The 19,796-nt window shown below is 57.7% G+C and carries 7 protein-coding genes; all 7 read left to right on the forward strand.

All coding sequences use genetic code 11. From position 1 onward, the window contains the following. Positions 1-3: 3 nt before the first annotated feature. Entirely contained in the window at positions 4-5,355 is a 5,352-nt protein-coding gene (locus Q4E93_RS31770) for a beta strand repeat-containing protein (protein WP_303591980.1), read from the forward strand. After that, positions 5,355-6,953 (forward strand): T9SS type A sorting domain-containing protein, encoded by a 1,599-nt coding sequence (locus Q4E93_RS31775; RefSeq protein ID WP_303591981.1) that lies wholly within the window; start codon positions 5,355-5,357, stop codon positions 6,951-6,953. The genes Q4E93_RS31770 and Q4E93_RS31775 overlap by 1 nt, the downstream gene beginning before the upstream one ends. 80 nt (positions 6,954-7,033) lie before the next feature. Continuing rightward, positions 7,034-9,424, forward strand: coding sequence for a glycoside hydrolase family 2 TIM barrel-domain containing protein (locus Q4E93_RS31780; RefSeq protein WP_303591982.1), 2,391 nt, complete (start codon positions 7,034-7,036; stop codon positions 9,422-9,424). 2 nt (positions 9,425-9,426) lie between these two features. Continuing rightward, on the forward strand, positions 9,427-11,964 hold the full coding sequence (locus Q4E93_RS31785; RefSeq protein WP_303591983.1) for a glycoside hydrolase family 95 protein: 2,538 nt from the start codon (positions 9,427-9,429) through the stop codon (positions 11,962-11,964). A gap of 1 nt (position 11,965) precedes the next feature. Continuing rightward, the gene (locus Q4E93_RS31790) at positions 11,966-15,262 is read left to right on the forward strand and encodes an alginate lyase family protein (protein WP_303591984.1); all 3,297 of its coding nucleotides are present in this window, start codon (positions 11,966-11,968) and stop codon (positions 15,260-15,262) included. A 5-nt stretch (positions 15,263-15,267) separates the two neighbouring features. Continuing rightward, entirely contained in the window at positions 15,268-18,366 is a 3,099-nt protein-coding gene (locus Q4E93_RS31795) for an alpha-L-fucosidase (RefSeq protein WP_303591985.1), read from the forward strand. A 17-nt stretch (positions 18,367-18,383) separates the two neighbouring features. Next, positions 18,384-19,757 (forward strand): alpha-L-fucosidase, encoded by a 1,374-nt coding sequence (locus tag Q4E93_RS31800; protein WP_303591986.1) that lies wholly within the window; start codon positions 18,384-18,386, stop codon positions 19,755-19,757. Positions 19,758-19,796: the final 39 nt, after the last annotated feature.

Genomic DNA, 19,796 nt, shown 5'->3' on the forward strand with positions numbered 1-19,796 from the left:
GTCATGCGAATTGGCACCTTGTTGGGGGCGGGAGTCGCGTTGTTGTTATTGGGCAATACGGCTTTCTCCCAGCAGTTGAAATTGGGGGTAAACCCATATACGATCCAAAAATCGGCGCTGCTGGAATTAAATTCCACTAACCAGGGATTGTTGCTGGCCCGGATCACCGATACCACTTCGATCAATACGTTGTCTCCCCCGGATGGGATGGTGATCTTTTTTACACCGACCAGGCAGCTGATGGTCCGGAGCAACGGCGCCTGGCAGGCTTTCACGGCATCGGGAGGCGCTATCTCCAGCCTGAATGGGCTGACAGCTACGACACAGACCTTTGCCACAGGCGCCGCCGGGACAGACTTTAATATCGCTTCTTCGGGAAGCGTGCATACCTTCAATATCCCGGATGCAGCTGCAACAGCCCGCGGCGTAGTGACCACGGGGGCGCAGACCATCGCGGGGGCCAAGACTTTTTCTTCGGCCCCGATATTTTCATCCCTGACGGCGGGCTCCATCCCCTACATCGGTACAGGAGGGCTGCTGTCGCAGAACAATGCCAACCTCTTCTGGGACGCGACCAACAGCCGGCTGGGCATCGGCACCACGGCGCCGGCTACTACCCTTCATGTAAATGGCACCAACCCGCTGACCCTTACAGGCGTGCAAGCCGGCACCAGCACCACGGCGGATAGTCTGCTTACCATCACCAGCGGACTGGTGAGGAAGATCCCCATGTCGACCTTCACCGCCGCCGGCAATTTCTGGGCATGGGGCGGCAATACGGTAGCGAGCCTGAAAAATTTCGGCACCATCGATGCCTTCGATCTTCCGTTCATCACCAGCAATACGGAAAAGATGCGCCTCAGCACTTCGGGCAACCTGGGCATCGGCTCCTCCACCTTTAATGCCACCAATCCTGAAAAATTATTGGTACAGGCAGGGACGACAACCTCCTTCAACCTCATGCAGGGGCACGGGAAGATCAATAACTACCTGCAGATAAATGTTCAGAACGATTCTGCCGGCACGGCAGCCAGCTCCGACCTGGTGGCTACCTCCGACAATGGCAACGAGTCGACCAACTTTGTCGACCTGGGCATTAACTCCAGCGCGAACACCAGTACGGGCACCATCGGCGGCGCGAATAACGCCTACCTATACAGCACAGGCAATGATTTTTCCATAGGCAATTCAACTGCTAATAAATCTTTACTATTCTTCACGGGAGGCACGGCCGCCGCCAACGAGGCCATGCGGATCAACGGCACGGGCAAGGTCGGCATCGGCACCACGGCGCCTGCCACGGTCCTGCATGTAAATGGCACCAACCCGTTGACCCTTACAGGCGTGCAGGCGGGCACCAGCACCAGTGCGGACAGCCTGCTCACCATCACCAGCGGACTGGTGAGGAAGATCCCCATGTCGACTTTCGACGTGGCAGGGTCAGGTATCACCAGCCTGAATGGACTGACCGGCAGCACCCAAACCTTTGCCACCGGCACCGCAGGAACGGACTTTAACATCGCTTCCTCGGGCACTGCGCATACCTTCAACATACCGGATGCTTCCGCTACGGCGCGCGGTGTGGTAACCACGGGCGCTCAAACCATTGCCGGCGCAAAAACTTTTTCCTCAGCGCCTTTATTCTCTTCCCTGACAGCCGGCTCTGTGCCTTACATCGGTACGGGCGGAGTGGTGTCTCAAAACAACACTAACTACTTCTGGGACGCGACCAACAGCCGGCTGGGCATCGGGACGTCCGCGCCTGCCACCGCCCTGCACGTAAATGGCACCAACCCCCTGACCCTTACAGGCGTGCAGGCGGGCACCAGCACCAGTGCGGACAGCCTGCTCACCATCACCAGCGGTCTGGTGAGGAAGATCCCCATGTCGACCTTCACCGCCGCCGGCAATTTCTGGGCATGGGGCGGCAATACGGTAGCGAGCCTGAAAAATTTCGGCACCATCGATGCCTTCGATCTTCCGTTCATCACCAGCAATACGGAAAAGATGCGCCTCAGCACATCGGGCAACCTGGGCATCGGTTCCTCCACCTTTAATGCCTCCAACCCTGAAAAATTATTGGTACAGGCGGGAACGACGACCTCCTTCAACCTCATGCAGGGGCACGGGAAGATCAATAACTACCTGCAGATAAATGTTCAGAACGATTCTGCCGGCACGGCTGCCAGCTCCGACCTGGTGGCTACCTCCGACAATGGCAACGAGTCGACCAACTTTGTCGACCTGGGCATTAACTCCAGCGCGAACACCAGCACGGGCACCATCGGCGGCGCGAATAACGCCTACCTATACAGCACAGGCAATGATTTTTCCATAGGCAATTCAACTGCTAATAAATCTTTACTATTCTTCACGGGAGGCACGGCCGCCGCCAACGAGGCCATGCGGATCAACGGCACGGGCAAGGTCGGCATCGGCACCACTGCGCCTGCCACTGTCCTGCATGTAAATGGCACCAACCCGTTGACCCTTACAGGCGTGCAGGCGGGCACCAGCACCAGTGCGGATAGCCTGCTCACCATCACCAGCGGACTGGTGAGGAAGATCCCCATGTCGACTTTCGACGTGGCAGGGTCAGGTATCACCAGCCTGAATGGACTGACCGGCAGCACCCAAACCTTTGCCACCGGCACTGCAGGAACGGACTTTAACATCTCTTCCTCGGGTTCTGCGCACACCTTCAACATCCCTGATGCTTCCGCTACGGCGCGCGGCGCGATGACCACGGGCGCTCAAACCATTGCCGGCGCAAAAACTTTTTCCTCAGCGCCTTTATTTTCATCCCTGACGGAGGGCTCTATCCCCTACATCGGTACGGGAGGGTTGCTGTCGCAGAACAATGCCAACCTCTTTTGGGATGCGATTAACCTGCGGCAGGGCATAGGCACTAACGCTCCTGCCGCCCCCCTGCATGTTTTAACCAGCAATGGTACCGTATTGTACCTGCAAACGCTGACGGGCGCGGGTACAGGCACCGCCAACATCCTGTTCAAAACTTACACGGGCGCAGCCAACCCCACCGCGCAGATAGGCGCATTGGATGACGGATCTTATTCCTCCCATATTACCTTTTCCACAAAAGTACCTGCAGCCGACGCGAATGCCCTGGCAGAACGGATGAGGGTAACCAGCGCCGGCAATGTGGGCATCGGCACGACCAGTCCCTCCAGGAAACTGGACGTCAACGGCGCCATCCTCTCCTCTGCGACCACCTATCCGAACTATGCTTATAATTCAGCTAACCGAATGGCATTCGGCGAGTCCAATGTTCCCGCCAATGAAACGGGCAGTGTCGTTCAATTCGGCTCGGGAAGCAATACACGCAATATGCTGTTTGCCTTTACTAAAACCAATGTTAATACCTCCTACTTCGGAAATGACGGTACCCAGATGATGCTGGGCTCGGAAAGCACCGTACCTATCACTTTCCGTACCGGGCTGGTCTATACCTCCGCCAACGTGATGGCGTCCGGGACAGAAGTGATGCGGCTTACTTCCACGGGCAACCTCGGCATCGGAACAACGGCGCCTGCCACGGTCCTGCACGTAAATGGTACCAACCCCCTGACCCTTACAGGCGTGCAGACTGGCACCAACACCAGCGCAGATAGCTTACTTACCATCACCAGCGGGCTCGTGCGAAAACTCCCTTTGTCTACCTTCGTCACTTCCGGCAGCTTCTGGGCCACCGGCGGCAATACGGTAGGGAGCCTGAAAAATTTCGGCACCATCGATGCCTTCGATCTTCCGTTCATCACCAGCAATACGGAAAAGATGCGCCTGAGCACCTCGGGCAACCTCGGCATCGGTTCCTCCACCTTCAATGCCTCCAACCCGGAAAAATTACTGGTGCAGGCGGGGACGACGACCTCCTTCAACCTCATGCAGGGCCATGGGAAGATCAATAACTACCTGCAGATAAATGTCCAGAACGATTCTGCCGGCACGGCTGCCAGCTCCGACCTGGTGGCTACCTCCGACAATGGCAACGAGTCGATCAACTTTGTCGACCTGGGCATTAACTCGAGCGCAAACACCAGCACGGGCACCATCGGCGGTGCGAATAACGCCTACCTATACAGCACAGGCAATGATTTTTCCATAGGCAATTCGACTGCCAGTAAATCTTTACTGTTCTTCACGGGAGGCACGGCCGCCGCCAACGAGGCCATGCGGATCAACGGCACGGGCAAAATCGGCATCGGAACAACGGCGCCTGCCACTGTCCTGCATGTAAATGGCACCAACCCCCTGACCCTCACGGGCGTGCAGGCGGGCACCAGCACCAGCGCGGATAGCCTGCTCACCATCACCAGCGGACTGGTGAGGAAGATCCCCATGTCGACCTTTTCATCAGCCAGTAATTTCTGGGCGCTGAATGGTAATACGGTAGGGGCTATCAAAAATTTCGGCACCCTCGATAATTATGATCTTCCGTTCATCACCAACAACACGGAACAGATGCGGCTCAGCAACACCGGCAACCTCGCTATTGGCGCCAGTAGCTTTGATACGGCGGCGGCGGAAAAGGTGCTGATCGATGCGGGCTCGACAAGCTCGTATAATCTTCTGGTTGCCAAAGGAAGTAGAAATGGCTATCTGCAGTTCAATATTCAGAATACCGGTACAGGCGGACAAGCCAGCTCGGACATCGTAGCTACCGCCAACAATGGAACGGAAACCTCCAATTATATCAACATGGGCATCAACGGTGGAAATTATAACAATGCCACTAACATACTAAGTGGCGCCAATAATGGCTACTTGTACAGCGCCGGCCAGGATTTTCTCATAGGCAATTCCACGGCCGCTAAAAGCATGATCTTCTTTACGGGCGGCATCGCTACCACCAATGAAGTGATGCGGATCGATGGGTCTGGCAATGTGGGGATAGGGGTTACTGCTCCCACGGCATCATTGCATCTCGCTGCCGGCACGGCCACGGCCGGCACGGCGCCACTGAAGCTGAGCTCGGGCACCAGTCTTACCACGCCTGAGGATGGGGCCGTGGAGTATGACGGCACCAACTATTTCGTCTCGACAGGCAGTACGCGCTACACGCTGGCCAAGACGCTGACGGCGACGGCCGCGCTGAATTTTGCTGCTACATTGCCGGGCGCTTCTGCTACCTTGACCATCACCGTTACAGGCGCCGCCGACGGCGACGCCGTTTCCCTGGGTGTCCCCAACGCGGCTGCATCCATAGGTGGGGCGCAATATTCCGCCTATGTTTCCGCCGCCAACACGGTCACCGTCAAATTGTTTAATACCAACGGTATAACAACCATTGATCCTCCTTCCGCGACCTTCAGGGTCTCGGTACTAAAATATTAATGCAGGTCGTAACCAGACATATCATCCTTTTGCTTCTGCTCCTCTCCGGCGCCTGTTCCTCCATGGCCCAGACTGGCTTCTATGTTCCCCCTTCCGGAAAGATCTTTTTTTCCGGCAATGGCGCCACGATCTACTCCGACGTCAATGTCCAGGGTGAGATGGGCGTAGGAAGACTTGCCCTGGTGAACTTCAAGGGCCGGAATTGGGAAAATGCTCCTACGGCGGACATCACGGATGATAAAGGTGGCCACGGCCTGGGTGGCATGATCCGGTTCCTTGCTCCCGACACGGGGACCAAGCCACAATCCATCACTGCCGGATACAATGCCGCCACGCGTACAGGCCCTGCCTTTTCCAACCTCACCATCGCAAATGCCGCGGGTGTCAGGCTGGTCTCCAGTAGCATGAAGATCCGCCGCTGGCTTAGTTTTTCGACAGGGACACTGAATGTCAACGGCAATATCCTCGTCGTAGGCGATAACAATGCCGGCACGATCACGGGCTATAATGACCAGAGCTTTGTCATCACCCCCGGCTCTTCTTCCGACGGCGGTTTCCTCCTGCGGGAAAGGCTTTCAGCCGCCAATGGTTTGGTGGTATTCCCGGTAGGCACGGCCGCAGGCCACTATACGCCCGCGGCGCTGCACAACCACGGCAGCCTGCCCGACGATTTTTACGTTCGTGTATCCGACAGCGTGAAGGCCCTGCTCACCAGCGGACAGGACCTTGCCCCCTGGTCGGTGAACAAGACCTGGCAGATCGGCCAGCTGCAGCATCCCGGCGAGGACCTCGTGGACATCACCCTTCAGCACCAACTGGTTGACGAAGGCCCTGTTTTCGCAGCCAGCCGGCAAAATGCCTATGTATCCCAATATACCAGCGGAGGATGGGATGCCGGTTACCCTCAGTCCAGCCCCGGCTCCGGCAGCCTCACCACCGGTCCACGCCTCGCAGGCAGCGGAACCAACACCAGGACCTTCCAGTCTACCATGTCCCAGACATCTTATTTCACCAAGCTGGCCGGCTATAATGATACGGCACGCGCCAGGACCAAGCTTTGGTTCAGCGCTTATCGCACGGACTACCAGAACGTATACGTATACTGGACCACCAACCCCGAGGTCCGCAATAAATACTTCGTGGTACAGCGCAGGCTCATCACCGAGGCTGCGTTCAGCAACCGGGATACTGTCTCGTCCAGGGCCATCGGGGGTAACAGCTACGTCAACCTGGATTATGCCCTCAATGACCCCAATAATTACGCCGGCACCAGCTTCTATCGCCTGATGATGGTGGACTACAATGGGGACAGCACCTATTCCAACATCGTAGCCGTCGGCGGCATACCGGGCGGCTTCGGATGGACCATCTGGCCCAACCCCACCGCCGGCAGGTTCTTCATAGGCATCAGCAGGCCGTCGGCAGTGAGAGAGGTCATCGTCTGGGACGTCCTCGGCAGGCTGATACAACGCCAGCAGGTGAACAACCGCGGCCTGATAGAAATGTACCTCGATGCGAAGGGCGCCTACCTGATAGGATTGATCCCCATGGACGGAGATCGCATAGAAACGAAGAAGCTGATCGTAATAGGAGATTGATCCCCGCATGCCAAAATTGCTTACTACTTTGGCAAATAAAAGGAATAAAATACCCGGGGAATTTCCCATTTTACACAGTTATGATTACAGGGGGTCGCATCTTCCGGGAATTCCGCATCGTAGCCATTGTGTTCCTATTCACCTGCTTTCGTGCCTCCGCACAGCAATCCATATGTTTGACAGACGGCTGGGAATTCCTCCGGCAGGACCTGGGCGGCGTATGGGAATCCGTGAGGCCCGTGGTAAAGAAAGATGACCCCGGCGCTGTTCCCCTCTGGCAGCCCGTCCGCCTGCCCCACTGCGTCAATGCGGAAGATGCCGTCGATCCTGCCGGCAATTACTATCGGGGGCCTGCCTGGTACCGTACTCAGCTTGAGCTGCACCATCCTTACGCCGGGGGGCGCATTCTCCTTCATTTCGAAGGGGCTGGTCAAAAAACGGAAGTCTATATTTACACGACAAAGGTAGCTGCTCACACAGGAGGATACGATGAATGGACGGCGGACCTCACCGATGCTGCCGCTGTTTTCGCGCAGACAGATATTTGCCGCCAGCAGTTCAAAGGCAAGATACCCCTCTCCATCCGCACCGATAATTCCCGCGACCTGGAAATGATCCCCTCAGGGATGTCCGATTTCAATGTATATGGCGGGATCTACCGCCGCCTGTACCTGACCTACGTCCCGGCGGTGTCCATCGATCAGCTGCTGGCGGGTACGGAGTTCGACAGCCTGGGACGTACAGGCACTGTTCATACCAGGGTGCTGCTGCGTCAGCCGGCACGGGGCGTCACCTTTTCCATGCGACTGCTGACCCCGGAAGGAAAATTGATCCGGAATATTCCCAACGCAAAGACCGCGGCAGTCTCTGACACTCTCGCGCTACCCGACGTGACATTGCCATCCCCCCATCCTTGGTCGCCCGATGACCCCGCCCGCTATACGCTGCAGGTGACGGCCAGGGCCGCCAACGGCGATAGCTGTACGCAAATAACCCGGCTGGGTTTCCGGCGTTTTACCTTCGTCGATCACGGTCCTTTTTTGCTGAACGGCCACAGACTGCTGCTGCGCGGCACCCACCGCCATGAAGACCACGCCGGCCTGGGAGCCGCGATGACGGAAGACCTGATGCGGCAGGAGATGATCATGATCAAGGAGATGGGCGTCAATTTCATCCGGCTGGGCCATTATCAGCAATCTCCCGTCATACTGGATCTCTGCGACAGCCTGGGCATTCTGGCCTGGGAAGAGATTCCCTGGTGCCGGGGCGGGCTGGGCGGAGCTGCCTACCAGGAACAGGCACGGACCATGCTGACCCATATGATCGGCCAGCATTTCAGCCATCCCGCGGTGATCATCTGGGGATTGGGCAACGAGAATGACTGGCCCGGTGACTTCCCGGAATTTGATAAAGAGAAGATCCGCACTTTCATGCGCCAGCTGAATGACCTGGCCCATCGCCTGGACCCATCCCGGCAGACGGCCATCCGGCGCTGCGACTTCTGCAGGGACATCCCCGACATCTACTCTCCCTCCATCTGGGCGGGCTGGTACAGGGGCGTTTATACAGACTACCGGAAAATAACAACCGAAGAATTTGAAAGATCGAATCACTTCCTCCACGTGGAATGGGGCGGCGACAGCCATGCCGGTCGTCATACCGAAACGCCCGTCAAGCTGGATTGGAGCGAATCGTATATGTGCGACCTCGTCGACTGGCATTTGAAGGAGCAGGATTCCATGCCCTGGCTCACCGGGACGGCGGCGTGGTGCTTTAAGGATTTTTCCACGCCCCTGCGGCCGGATAACCCCATCCCGTATGTGAACCAGAAAGGCGTGGTGCAGCGGGACCTGACCAAAAAGGAAGCCTACTTCCTCTTTCAATCTTACTGGGCCCGCCAACCCATGGTGCATATCTACGGTCATACCTGGCCGGTGCGCTGGGGCGAGGAAGGACAGCAACGGGAAATAAAAGTATATTCCAACTGTGAAGAGGCCACGCTTTTTCTCAACGGTAAAAGCTATGGCAAGCGACGTCGCAACAGCCAGGACTATCCGGCGGCGGGGCTGCGGTGGGATCTGCAATTCAACAAAGGCGAGAACATCGTACGCGTCATCGCCCGTAAAGGAGCGGTGACGGTGGAGGACTCCCTCCGTTTCCAATACCAAACGGAAAAATGGGGCAGGCCCACGCAGGTGAAAATAGAAAAGACGGGAGAAGAAAATGGCATCGCCACCGTCCGGGCGCGGCTGCTGGACGAGAATGGCATACCTTGCCTGGATGCAACCGATTGGATAAGCTTCGGGCTCACCGGCGATGGCAGCCTCATCGATAACCAGGGCACTTCCGCCGGATCCCATTATATCCAGGCCGCTAATGGGCAGGCCATCATCCGGCTGCACACCCATGGCGGACATTCCGTGGTCAGCGTCAAAGCCGCCGGCCTGCCATCCGTATTCCTCCAAATGTAAAAATGAAAAGAACGATGCGCGCTATAACGACCTTGCTGCTCCTGTTACACCTGGCTCTCCTGTCGGAGGCACAGGACCCCCACCTGAAATTATGGTATGACAAGCCTGCCAGGGCCTGGGAAGAAGCCCTGCCCCTGGGCAATGGGAGGACAGGCGCCATGGTCTTCGGACGGCCTCTCGAAGAAAGCTACCAGCTGAATGACAATACCCTCTGGTCCGGCTTCCCCGAATCCGGCAACAATCCTGCCGGTCCTGCTATCCTGCCCCTGGTCCGTGCAGCCATCTTCAAAGGCGACTACGACAGCGCCGCTGCATTATGGAAAAAGATGCAAGGTCCTTATTCGGCCCGTTACCTTCCCCTGGCCGACCTCCGGCTGGATCTTACGAATGGCGCCGGGGATACGAGCATTGCGCATTATCACCGGGACCTCGATCTCAATACGGCTACTACCACCGTGCAATATACGCAGGGCGGCATCACCTTCCGCAGGACCAGCTTTATCAGCTACCCCGGCAAGGTCATGGTGATACACCTGACGGCCAGTAAAGCGCATGCGTTGAATTTTTCCGTCGGACTGAGCAGCCTGCTGCATTACCAGGTTTCGGCCGGGAACCTTTCCCTTGCGCCCAGCTCGCCCTCGGGTACTTCCCTCGGCCCGCCGTCCGGCCCTTCTCTCATCCTGAAAGGCAAGGCCCCCACTTTCGTGGCCAACCGGGAATACGAGCCGAAACAGATCGTATACGACGAGGACCCGAAAGGAGAGGGGATGCGCTTCGAAGTGCAGGTGAAAGTAAGGACGACGGGTGGGCAAGTCACAGCCACTGGCGACAGGCTGAACGTCTCGGGCGCCGATGATGCCACCCTGTTGCTGACAGAAGCCACCAGCTACAACGGCTTCGACCATTCTCCGGGGCATGCCGGAAAAGACCCCGCCGCAGAAGCCGGCGCCCATATGAAAAAAGCCTGGGCTACTCCTTATAGCACCCTGCTCAAAGAGCACCTGGACGATTACCGCCGCCTCTTTCAACGGGTGAGCCTGGACCTGGGACTGGATACCGCCGCCGCAAAGCTCCCCACTGACCTGCGTATCTTACGGTTTGACAGCACCCGCAAGGACTTTCAGCTGCAGGCCTTATATTACCAGTACGGCCGGTATCTGCTGATCGCCAGCTCCCGTCCCGGCGGTCTCCCCGCCAACCTGCAGGGCATCTGGAACAGGCTCGTGCAACCGCCCTGGGCCAGCAACTACACCACCAACATCAATACGGAGATGAACTACTGGCTGGCGGAGAATACCAATCTCTCCGAATGCCATCAGCCCCTGTTCGACTTTATCAAAGCCCTGGCGGTCAACGGCGCAAAGACGGCCCGGGTGAACTATGGCATACGGGAAGGATGGGTGGCGCATCACAATTCGGACTGCTGGGCGAAGACCTCTCCGCCCGGAGGATATGACTGGGATCCCAAAGGCATGCCCCGCTGGTCATGCTGGCCGATGGCCGGCGCCTGGTTTTGCACGCACCTGTGGGAGCATTACCTTTTCACCAACGACACGAACTTCCTGCGAAAAGCTTACCCGCTGATGAAAGGCGCGGCGCAGTTCATGCAGCACTGGCTGATAAAAGATCCTGCGACGGGCCTGCTCGTCACCAACCCTTCCACGTCTCCTGAGAACACCATCAAAATAAAAGGGAAGGAATACCAGCTGACCATGGCCTCTACCATGGACATGTCCATTCTTCGCGAGCTGTTCACGGAAGTCGCAATGGCAGCGCAGGTCCTTCACATGGATGCCGCCTATGCCAAAGCGCTTACCACCGCCAGGGACCAGCTGTATCCTTTTCACATCGGCCAGTATGGACAGCTGCAGGAATGGTTCAGGGATTGGGATGATCCCAATGACAAGCACCGGCATGCCTCGCATTTGTTCAGTCTCTATCCCGGGAGCCAGATCACGCCGGATGCCACGCCTGACCTGGCGGCGGCCGCCAGACAATCCCTCGTGATGCGGGGCGACGTCTCCACCGGCTGGTCCATGGCCTGGAAGATCAACTGGTGGGCAAGATTGCAGGATGGCAATCATGCCTATAAAATATTGAGTGACGCTTTTAATTACATCGACCCCACTATAGAAAAAGGGCAAATGAGCGGGGGAGGGGTCTATCCCAATCTCTTCGACGCACATCCGCCTTTCCAGATCGACGGTAACTTCGGCGCCACGGCCGGCATGACGGAGATGCTGCTCCAGAGCCACAACGGGAACATCCTCCTGCTGCCTGCGCTTCCCGATCCGTGGGCTTCCGGCTCCGTCAAAGGAATAAGGGCCCGGGGCAATTTCACCGTCGCCCTGTACTGGAACAACGGAAGACTGACAAAGGCTGCCCTGACCTCCGGCTCGGGTGGTCCTTGCTCAGTCACCACACTGCAGCCCGTGAAGGTCGTCGGGGTGAATGCCCGCAGCAGTAAAAGCGCATCCGGAAAATATACCGTAGCATTTGCGACGGTGAAAGGAACAACTTATACCATAATACCTTTATAGCATGATAAACGCCAGGATCCTGCTGCCCCTGTTATTGCTGTTTGCCGCCACCTCCACGCTGCAGGCGCAAACCATCACCTGGACGGAAGTCGGGCCTGGCGTCTGGAAAGGCGTTGCCGGCAAGCCCGAGGCCTACGATCTGCTGACGGCCTCCGGTGCAAAACCCTATGAGCCCGGATTGAGACAACTGGGCAGCGCTGCTTTTCCCCTGCCGCAGGAAGAGATAGTGGCTTCCCTCCATGACAGCAAGACCTCGCTGCGCCTGCCCCTGGAAAAAGGCGAGCAGCTCTATGGCTTCGGGCTGAACTTTCAGACGGTGCATCAGCGGGGGAAGATCCTGCAGCTGCATGTAGACCATTTTGGCGGTAAAGACAACGGCCGCACCCATGCGCCCACGCCATTTTATGTTTCTTCCAAAGGCTATGGCGTCTATATCAATACGGCCAGGTACCTGGAGATATACGCAGGCAGCGCCGTGAGAAAGGACAGCCGCAACCCGCCGCCTGCCCTGGACCGCAACACGGACAAGACCTGGACGGCTCGTCCCTATTCGGATGCGGTGGAGATCCTCGTGCCGGCAGCAGGAGTGGAGATCTATGTATTCGCGGGTCCCGGTGCCCTCAACGCCATCCGCAGGTTCAACCTCTTCAACGGGGGCGGATGCCTCCCGCCCCGCTGGGGATTGGGTTTTACGCAACGCCTGGAGAAATTGTCCAATGCGGCCGACGCGGAAAAAGAGGTAAGCGCCTTCCGTGAAAAAAACTATCCCCTGGATTTCATCGGACTGGAGCCGGGATGGCAGAGCAGATCATATCCCTGCACTTTCGAATGGGACAGGACGCGCTTCCCCGATCCGGCAAAATTTGTAAGGAGCATGGCGGACAGCGGCATCCGGGTCAACCTCTGGACCAACCCGTATATTTCCCCGGAAGCGGCTTACTATAAAGACATATTGCCCTTCACAGGCTCCCACACGGTGTGGGTAGGCCTCGTCCCGGATCTCACCCTGGCGCCTGCCCGCAAATTATTTTTCGATCAGCTGCAGAAAAGCCAGGTGGGCATAGGCGTCAGCGGGTACAAGATAGACGAAGTGGATGGCTATGACAGCTATCTCTGGCCCGACGTGGCCACCTTCCCTTCGGGCGTCAGCGCGGAGCAGATGCGGCAGACCTTCGGTCTGCTGCTGCAACGCTACAGCACGGACCTGTATCATGCGAAAGACCGGCGTACGTTCGGCCTTGTCCGTGGCTCCAATGGCGGCGGCGTCTCCTTCCCTTATGTCATCTACAACGATTATTACAACCACGAGGACTTTATCACGGCGCTGCTGAACAGCGGCTTTGCCGGCGTATTATGGACGCCGGAAGTAAGGGCTTCCAAATCAGGGGAAGAATGGCTGCGCCGCTTCCAGACGGTGGTGTTCTCACCCATGGCCATGATCAATGCCTGGGCCAGCGGCACCAAGCCCTGGTCATACCCGGAAGTGGCGGAGCAGGTGCGGCAGATGGCGCTGCTACGCATGCGGATGATCCCCTATTGGTATACGGAGTTTGCCAAATATCATTTCGAAGGCACGCCGCCCTTCAGGGCCATGGACCTGGAACCAGGTTTCCTGCCGGAAGGAAAGAGGGACGGTTTGGAAGCCGACCTGCAGGAGAACCCCTATGCGGAGGCCGCCATGAAGGAGGTGAAGGACCAGTATATGGCGGGCGAATACCTGCTGGTGGCGCCGCTGTTCACAGGACAGAAGACCCGTAAGGTCATCCTGCCCAAAGGAAGATGGTACGATTTTTACACGGGCGAATATGCCGGCGACGGACAGGTGATCACGGTGACCCCCGGCCTGGATAAAATACCCGTCTATGTGAAGGATGGCGGCCTCATCCCCCTGATGCCGCCGGCGCTGCATGCGCCAAAGGCCGGCGAACCCACCGACCTGGAGATCCGTCACTACGGCGAAAAGGACGGCGCTTCGCGTTTGTATGATGATGACGGAGAGACCTATGCGTATGAACGGGGCGCTTATTCCTGGCGCACCCTCACGGTCACGAAAGATAAGCACGGGCAATGGCAGGGCGCTATCTCCGCACCGGAGAAAGGCAAGCCCAACACCCTCCGCAAGGTCACCTGGAAATTCATGACGCCTTTACGGACGGCGGCGGCATCGGCTCCCTCGACCGGCGGGACCCCGGCTCCCTTCTATGATGCCATCGTCGCCACCTTGAAAAAACAAGCGCTGGCAGAAGCCGCACAGGCTCTACAGCAGGCGCCCGTCACCGTGACCGCCAGCTTCTGCCCCCGCAGCGCGGGCGGCCCCCACGATTTTTATTCCGAAGGCGACTACTGGTGGCCTGACCCGCAGCATCCCGACAGCCCTTATATCCAGCGGGACGGCATGACCAACCCCGCCAACTTCACCGATCACCGGGTAGCCATGATCCGCTTCAGCCGCCTCGTAGGCGCGCTGGCTACCGCCTATAAGATCACCGGCGACGCGAAATATGTCAGGTCCGCCCTGCTCCACTGCAAGGCATGGTTCGTGGATACCGCCACCTGCATGCATCCTGACCTCCAGTTTGCACAGGCCATCAAAGGCCGGGCCACGGGCAGGGGCATCGGTATCATCGACACCATCCAGCTGATGGAAGTGGTACAGGGACTGGAGGCGATGGAAGGATCGGACGCCATGGATAAGGCATTGCTGGACCGCATACGGCAATGGTTCGCAAAATACCTGCGGTGGCTCACCACCCACCCCTATGGAAAAGAGGAGATGAATGCGGCCAACAATCACGGTACCTGCTGGGTCATGCAGGCGGCCGCCTTTGCCGGCTTCACCGGCGATACAGACCTGATGGCTTTTTGCAGCCGCAGGTACAAGGAGGTGCTGCTGCCCGGGCAAATGGACGTGGATGGCAGCTTCCCGCGCGAATTGAAAAGGACTAAACCCTATGGCTATTCGCTGTTCAACCTGGATGCCATGGCCACTATTTGTCAGCTGCTGTCCACCCCCCAGGACGATCTCTGGCATTACCAGACCCCGGACGGCCGCAGCATAGAGAAAGGTATTGCATTCATGGCCCCCTACATCGCGGGCAAAGGGGAATGGCCCTATGCGCACGACGTCATGTACTGGGACCAGTGGCCCGTAGCGCAGCCCGCGCTTGCCTTCGGCGCCAACGCCTTTGGCAGGAAGGATTGGCTTCGCACCTGGGAAAGGCTGGATCACGCGCCGGCCAACGGGGAAGTGATCCGCAATCTGCCCGTACGCCACCCGCTTATATGGATAAACAAATAACTACTATGAATATTCGAATTTTCATTGCCTTATTTTTTGGGAGCATCTTCTTCGCTTCGGCCGCTGTAAAAGCACAGACTGCCGGCGACGAAGAAAAAGACATGCTGACCAGGGGACAGCAGCGGGACAGGCATGCGGCCGAAGAAGCCCTGCAAGGCTGGTGGCCCGCCACGATGAAAGATCACGACCAGCGCATAGCCTGGTGGCGCGAGGCTCGTTTTGGCATGTTCATCCACTGGGGCGTCTATTCCAGGGCCGGAGGCGAATGGAAAGGCCATAAGGTCGAAGGCTATGCCGAGCACCTCATGAGCAAAGAGAAGATCAGCAGGGCGGAGTATTTACAGCTGGCCCATGGCTTCAATCCCGTAAAGTTCAATGCAGAGCAGTGGGTCCTGCATGCAAAGCAGGCAGGTATGAAATATATGATCATTACCTCCAAGCACCATGACGGCTTTGCCATGTACGATTCGAAAGTCTCCGACTTTAATATCATGCGGCAGACGGCCTGGAAAAAAGATCCCATGGCCGCCCTCTCCGCCGCCTGTAAGAAATACGGGATCAAATTCGGATTTTATTATTCGCATGCGTTTGACTGGGAGTATCCCAAAGCGCCCGGCAACGATTGGGAATACAAGAACCCTGCCGGCGACAGGCAGCTGTATGGCGGCCTGCATTGGTACGATCTCCATCCCGAGCTGCTGCCCAAAGCGCAAGCCTATGTCGACGAAAAAGCGATCCCCCAGATCAAAGAACTGATCCGGAAATATCATCCCGATATCTTCTGGTTCGACACGCCCAGCAAGCTGCCTTTCTCCGAGAACCTGCGGATCTTGCAGGCCATCCGGTCCGTGGACCTGCAAGTCGTGGTCAATGGGCGCCTGGCAAAGGAGGGGGATAACAACTTCGGAGACTATAAGAACACGGCAGACAGGCCCGCAGAATTTTACCCGGTCACGGGCGACTGGGAAGCCATTCCCACCACTAATGAATCATATGGGTATCACCGGTATGACAGCAGCCACAAGCCTCCCGCCTTTTTTATACAACTGCTGGCAAAGGCAGCTTCCCGGGGCGGGAACCTGCTGATGAACATCGGACCCAAAGGGGATGGGACTTTCGACGACAGGGATCTGCACATTCTCCAGGGGATTGGGAAATGGATGAATGTCAATGGGGAAAGCATCTATGGTACGGCTGCGGGACCGCTGCCCTTACAGAACTGGGGCGTGTCCACCCTGAAAGGAGAGAAGCTCTACCTCCATGTTTTCGACTGGCCTGCTGATGGAAAACTGTACGTAGGCGGACTGAAAGGTCCCATCGGCAAAGCCTACCTGCTTTCCGATGCCGGAAAGACATTGCGCGCCGCGCCCTCGAATGAAAACGACCTCGTCATCGACCTGCCCCGGCAGGCGCCGGATACCGCCAACACCGTCATCGTGGTGGAGCTGAAAAAGGGCTGGCAGACGGACTCCGTGCGCTTCATCGCTCCCAATATTCCCCTGACGCGCTTGCTGGCTTTTGATGCCCGGCAGCATGGCGGCGGCTTTGGCTTCGGCGATGGCAAAGCGGGCCGGTTCTATGTGGACGGTTGGAGCAGCAAGGAACAATACCTCAGCTGGAGTTTCAGGACGGTGGCCCCGGCTACTTACCATATGAGGATAACATACAGGGCAGGAGAGGGGCTGGGCGGAACTTACCAATGGCAGGCTGACGGCTACCAGGGGGAAAATAAATTAGACACGGGCGGCAGGGATTCCGTCCGCACGGCAGACCTCGGCATCGTCTCCTTAAGTCCGGGCGTCCATGAGCTGAGCATTCGGCCCGTGGATATTCCGGGGCGCCAGCTGATGCGGCTGTTGGAAGTGAGGATGGTGCGCTCCTGGCAGACGGATGCGCCCCCTTCACCGGCAAATGGGACGGCCTCTCCCGGACAATCGGCTGATGCGACACATGGTCCTCTCACCAGCCCGACTTTGCCCCTTCCCCCCCTCATGGCCGACGCAGAGGAACAGACGCACCTCCTGCTGCGGGAGATCGCCGCTGCGGGCGGCCCCGGCAGTGCCGGAACAGGCCCTGCACCCGACAGCCCCTTCTCTCCCCGTACGCTGGAGAACGGGCGGCTGAAGCTGGTGCCCTCCAGGGACTGGACCAGCGGATTCTTCCCGGGCGAGCTATGGATGCTCTATCAATACACGGGGAAGGAAGAGTGGAAGCAGGAAGCGCAGGCCTTCACGGCCCGCATGGAAAAAGAAAAATTCAACGCCGGCACCCACGATATGGGCTTCAAGCTCTACTGCAGCTATGGCACTGGCTACCGCCTGACAAAGGACGAAGCATATAAGCAGGTGATCATCCAGGGCGCCAGAACGCTGATCACCCGCTTCAACCCCCGCATCGGCTGCATCCGGAGCTGGGACCATCACAGGAACCTATGGGGCTTTCCCGTCATCATCGACAATATGATGAACCTGGAGCTGCTGTTCGAAGCCACGAAGCTCACCGGCGACTCTTCCTTCTACAGGATCGCCGTCACGCACGCCAATACGACGATGAAAAACCATTACCGCAGCGATTACAGCTCCTTCCATGTAGTAGACTATGATACTGTCACGGGTAAGGTGGTGAAGAAGCAGACCTGGCAGGGATACAGCGACGCTTCGGCCTGGGCCCGCGGTCAGGCCTGGGGGTTATATGCCTTTACGATGTGCTATCGTGAGACAAAGGACCCCCGCTATCTGCAGCAGGCGGAGCATATTGCCGGCTTTCTTTTACACCACCCGCACCTGCCGGCGGATAAAGTGCCCTATTATGATTTCGATGCGCCCGGCATCCCGGATGAGCCCCGCGACGCTTCGGCGGGCGCCGTCATGGCCTCCGCCCTCTACGAATTGAGCGGGTATAGCACGCACCGGGACGAATACCGGTCCGTGGCCGGACAGATCCTGCAAAGCCTGACCCATCGTTACCGGTCTGCCATCGGCACGAACAGGGGATTTATCCTTTCACACAGCACAGGCTCGAAACCTTCCAACAGCGAAGTGGATGTGCCTATCAATTACGGAGATTATTATTACCTGGAAGCACTCTTACGATCAAAAGAATAACTTAAAAAATCTTGTATATGAAAAAAATTATCATCGCATCACTCACTCTCCTTCTTTTGCACGCGACAGCATCCACGCAAACCCTCACCCGTGATCAGCGGATGGAATGGTGGCGGGACGCCCGGTTCGGCATGTTCATCCACTGGGGCGTCTATGCCCTTCCCGCCGGCACCTGGCAGGGTCATGAGGTGGGGCACGGGGGAGAATGGATCATGAACAGGGGGAAGATCTCCGTGGCCGATTATCAGCAAATGGCCCGCGGGTTCAATCCCGTAAAATATAACCCTGAAGCATGGGTGAGAATGGCGAAAGAGGCAGGCATGAAATACATCGTGATCACGGCCAAGCACCATGACGGCTTTGCCCTCTTTAAGACCAATGCCAGCAAGTGGAATGTGGTGGACGCCACGGCGTACGGGAAAGACCTGCTGAAGCCCCTGGCGGAAGCCTGCCGTAAATATGGCATCCGGCTGGGCTTCTATTATTCCCACGCACAGGATTGGAACAACCCCGGCGGCGCCGCGGCCCGCAAAATCGCATCGGAAGGCTGGGCTAACCCCGACTCCGCCCGCATCGACGCTTATACGCTGGCACACAGCGGACATTGGGACCCCGCCCAGACGACAGACTCCATGGGCAGCTACATCGATAAGGTGGCCGTACCCCAGGTGAAGGAACTGCTGACCAACTATGGCGACGTAGCCGTGCTCTGGTGGGATACGCCCACGGGCATGACGGATGCATACGCAGAGAAGCTCCAGGCAGTACTGTCCCTTCAGCCGAAGATCATCACCGACGACCGCCTGAAGCGTCCCAATTTCCCCGGCGACTACAAGACACCCGAACAGAAGATACCCAATCTGGCAGACCTGGATGGCAAAGATTGGGAGACCTGCATGACCATGAACGGCACCTGGGGTTATAAGAGCTATGACAACAAATGGAAAACACCCGCGACGCTGATCCATAACCTGGTGGACATCGCATCCAAAGGCGGCAACTACCTGCTCAACGTAGGCCCTACGGCCGAAGGGGAATTTCCCCAGGGCAGCATTGACGGGTTGAAAGCCATCGGCGCCTGGATGAAGGTCAATGGCGAGGCCATTTACGGCACAAAAGCCAGCCCTTTCGGCCTGCTGCCCTGGGGCCGCTGTACAAAAAAAGCAGAGAAGGGCATCACGATCCTCTACCTTTCCGTGTTCGACTGGCCGAAGGACGGCAGGCTCACGGTGCCGGGATTGAAGAATACCGTCGTATCCGCGCGGCTGCTGACAGGAGGAAGCGCCCTGAAGACCGAGGCGACTGCCGACGGGCTCGTCATCCATGTCCCGGAGAAAGCGCCTGACACCATTGCTACTGTCATCCGGATGGAGGTGAGCGGGATCCTGTAACGAACCTCCGGTTCGTCATGCGACATTAGATATAAACCC

Source organism: Flavitalea plasmicola (genome assembly GCF_030546645.1).
Lineage (GTDB): Bacteria > Bacteroidota > Bacteroidia > Chitinophagales > Chitinophagaceae > Puia.

Bases quoted from the DNA above. Each gene is read 5' to 3' on its own strand.
- Q4E93_RS31790 (WP_303591984.1), top strand. From the start codon at position 11,966: ATGATAAACGCCAGGATCCTGCTGCCCCTGTTATTGCTGTTTGCCGCC.
- Q4E93_RS31780 (WP_303591982.1), top strand. From the start codon at position 7,034: ATGATTACAGGGGGTCGCATCTTCCGGGAATTCCGCATCGTAGCCATT.
- Q4E93_RS31800 (WP_303591986.1), top strand. From the start codon at position 18,384: ATGAAAAAAATTATCATCGCATCACTCACTCTCCTTCTTTTGCACGCG.
- Q4E93_RS31775 (WP_303591981.1), top strand. From the start codon at position 5,355: ATGCAGGTCGTAACCAGACATATCATCCTTTTGCTTCTGCTCCTCTCC.
- Q4E93_RS31770 (WP_303591980.1), top strand. From the start codon at position 4: ATGCGAATTGGCACCTTGTTGGGGGCGGGAGTCGCGTTGTTGTTATTG.
- Q4E93_RS31785 (WP_303591983.1), top strand. From the start codon at position 9,427: ATGAAAAGAACGATGCGCGCTATAACGACCTTGCTGCTCCTGTTACAC.
- Q4E93_RS31795 (WP_303591985.1), top strand. From the start codon at position 15,268: ATGAATATTCGAATTTTCATTGCCTTATTTTTTGGGAGCATCTTCTTC.